The sequence below is a fragment of the Clostridium sp. DSM 8431 genome (assembly GCF_900116755.1).
Taxonomy (GTDB): Bacteria; Bacillota; Clostridia; order Clostridiales; family Clostridiaceae; genus Clostridium.
Window position 1 is genome coordinate 1 of the sequence record NZ_FPBY01000254.1, and the last position, 3,197, is coordinate 3,197.

Sequence of the window (3,197 nt, forward strand, 5' to 3'; positions counted from 1 at the left end):
GACATATTAGTGAGGTGATATCATTAATAAACATCTAAAGGTTATTAGACAAATCTATAAATCTCTATTTCTGAAGTTTGTTATTTTTTAGTACATTTTTCTAAGGTTTTATAACATTTTTGTAACTGCTACTTAACCTCTATGATTTTGTCATAATTATCCTTCATCTGACTTAACATATCTCTATATTCACTTAAATTAGAGGCAGAATCTAAATCTTCAAGAATAGAACTATCCGATGCTGCCATAATCATTATTGGTCCTAAATAAAATTCTTCTACATCTGCTTCTACTGTAATTTTTCCATCTGTCATCTTTTTTATCTTATCAAACTTTTCTAAATTTTTGTCAAAAGGAATTGAATCAAACTCTAGGCTATCTTTAAGACCTGGAGTTTTTGTAAAAGTCACCATATCATTGTTTCCTTCTGATATCATTACTCCTCCATCTGTAGTTATATTTGAAAATTTATCATTTGGAAAAGATATTTCACCTGCAACTAAGAAAGGAGTATAAATATTTCTTTGCTTCCCATTAATCTCTACTTCCTTAGAACTCTTATTATTTATATTAATCTCTATTTTTACTTTTCCAGACTTACCAGCTAAATCTTCAGGTTCTATTTCTTTATCTTCATAATAATACTTAATATTTACATCTATAGGTATATCCTTATTTGTAGTTCCTTGATAATACAAGTCGCTTCCTTCCATATCCCATATTAGAGATTCTCCACTTTTATTAGGCTTAATATCACTTTTAACATTCTTTATATTATTAAGTTCTGATTTATCATAAACTACACTTCCACTTTTATCACTATGAATCCAATCTGATACTGTATACTTTTCCATCTCACCATCTGAATTTAAATTAACATATACAGATTCATCCTTCTTTACTTCTAAAGCCTGAGTAGTTGTTGTTCCAACCATTGAGCCAATCATAACTAATGCAATGACTCTTCTTGACATAGCATTCTTCATAAAAACTCCCCCTTAAATTGCACTTATTGTTTCTTCATTACTTTTATTATTCTTTCTCCAGCCTATAGTTGTTTTTGTAATTGTCTTTTCAAATACCATTAAGAATGATGGTAATACTAAAATTATTACACCCATACTTTTTAATGCCCCCTAGCCATTAAAAAGCATAGACTCTTTATAAGTTCAAGGTCTGAAATCAGAGCAACTCCTCCTGTAGCCCCAAAGAATGTTAATCCACTTGTAGCAATTGATCTTGCACTTCCCTTAACTGCAATTATTAATGCTTCTTTTTTAGGATATCCGTTATTTAATTCTTCCTTAAATCTAGAAGTCATAAGTATTGCATAATCTACTGTGGCTCCTAATTGAATTGTTCCAATTACTATACTTGCAACAAAAGGTATAACTGTTCCTGTATAATATGGAATACCCATATTAATAAATATTGCATATTCTATAGAAGCAACTAATAATACTGGTATGCTTATTGACTTGAAAGAAATTAAAATTATAACAAATGTTGCTAATATAGAGGCCAAAGATACATTCTTAAAATCTGTATCAGCAACAGCTATTAAATCTTTTGTTAGCGGAGCTTCCCCTGTTACCATTCCACTTTCATCATATTCTTTAACTATAGAATTAATCTTATCAATTTGAGCATTTTCTTCATCAGATGCAGATCTATATGAAGAATTTACGATAATCATATTATAACCACCCTGTTTAAATATTTCTTTAACATTCTCAGGGACAAAGTCTTCAGGAATACCTGCACCTATTAATTTATCATAAGAAATAACTGCATTTACTCCATCTACCTTTTCAATTTCATCTGACATTTTCTTAAGTTTATAAGATTCAGTATCATCATCCACTAACAAAAACTGTGTTGTCATCATATTAAAATCATTTTTCATCTTATTTAGGGCAACTATTGAAGGGGTGTCCTTTGGAAGTGTTTCATCTAGATTGTAGTATACTTTTGCTTTAGATTGACCAATAAAGGCTGGAACCATAGTTAATAGAAATAATATAATAATAAATTTATAGTTCTTAACTACTACAGAACTTACTTTATCGAAGGTAGGTATTATTGTTTTATGTCTAAATTTATGAATTAATTTATCAAATGTTAATACAAAGGCTGGTAATATTGTAACTGAACAAATTACCCCTATAAGCACTCCTTTAGCCATTACAAGCCCTATATCTTTACCTAATGTTAAGTCCATTGTACATAAAGCTAAAAAACCTGCTACTGTTGTCAGAGAACTTGCTGAAAATAGAAAGCATAGTTGCACTGATAGCTTCTGCCATAGCTTCACGCCTTGAATCATGTTTTTTAAGTTCTTCATCATATCTATTCATTAAGAAAATAGAATAATCCATAGTTACACCTAATTGAAGAACTGCAGCTAGGGCCTTTGTTATATATGAAATCTCTCCAAAAAGAATATTGCTTCCCATGTTATATATTATTCCAAAACCAATTGAAATCATAAATACAAAAGGAACAATTGTTGATTCCATTGATAATAACAAAATTAATATAGATAATGCCACTGCAACTAAAACATATAAAGCTGTTTCTTTATCTGATAGATCTTTTGTATCTTTAAATATTGCTGACATCCCACTTAAATAGCACTGATTATTTATAGTTTTCTTTATATCCCCTATAGCATTTAAAGTACTTTCTGATGCTGTTGAATTATTAAATTTAATTATCATCATTGTAGCATCATCACTATAAATTTTATTACTTATTTCACTTGGAAGTATATCTTTTGGTATACTAAGGTCTAATGCATCATATAACCATACAGCATCACTTACTCCCTTTATCCCTTTTATCTTTTCTTTAAGTTTGTCTATATCTTTTCCATTCATTCCATCTACAATTAATATTCCTGTAGATGCATCTGAAAAAATATTATCTAGAACCTGCTCCCCTTGAGTAGATTCTAGATCTTGTGGTAGATAACTTAAAATATCATAATTAATTTTTGTTGCTGCATAACCAAATATAGATGGTATTAATAAGAATAGTCCAATTATCACCACAAGTTTATTATGCTCTGAAATAAATCTGCTAAATTTTTTCAAAAACAACATCCCCTTGTATAATCTAGTTGTAACATTTGATAGAAAACTATTTACTATTCTAACGAACATTACATGTCTAAATTGATATTAATTTTCTTATCT

4 protein-coding genes are annotated in these 3,197 nt (G+C 29.0%); all 4 read right to left on the reverse strand.

All coding sequences use genetic code 11. The features are described from left to right. Positions 1 to 128: 128 nt before the first annotated feature. Genes BM384_RS16320 through BM384_RS18735 form a run of 4 tightly spaced genes read right to left on the reverse strand, consistent with a single transcriptional unit; the run spans position 129 to position 3,095 of the window. Complete coding sequence (locus tag BM384_RS16320; protein WP_090015219.1) at positions 129 to 986, reverse strand: hypothetical protein; 858 nt, start codon at positions 984 to 986, stop codon at positions 129 to 131. A gap of 12 nt (positions 987 to 998) precedes the next feature. Beyond that, the gene (locus BM384_RS18725) at positions 999 to 1,121 is read right to left on the reverse strand and encodes a hypothetical protein (protein WP_347455098.1); all 123 of its coding nucleotides are present in this window, start codon (positions 1,119 to 1,121) and stop codon (positions 999 to 1,001) included. Between the two features lie 5 nt (positions 1,122 to 1,126). Continuing rightward, positions 1,127 to 2,221 carry an MMPL family transporter gene (locus BM384_RS18730; protein WP_347455099.1) on the reverse strand — a complete coding sequence of 365 codons (1,095 nt, stop codon included), beginning with the start codon at positions 2,219 to 2,221 and terminating at the stop codon, positions 1,127 to 1,129. Further along, the gene (locus BM384_RS18735) at positions 2,202 to 3,095 is read right to left on the reverse strand and encodes an MMPL family transporter (protein ID WP_347455100.1); all 894 of its coding nucleotides are present in this window, start codon (positions 3,093 to 3,095) and stop codon (positions 2,202 to 2,204) included. Before BM384_RS18735 ends, BM384_RS18730 begins: the two co-directional genes overlap by 20 nt. Between the last annotated feature and the right edge of the window lie 102 nt (positions 3,096 to 3,197).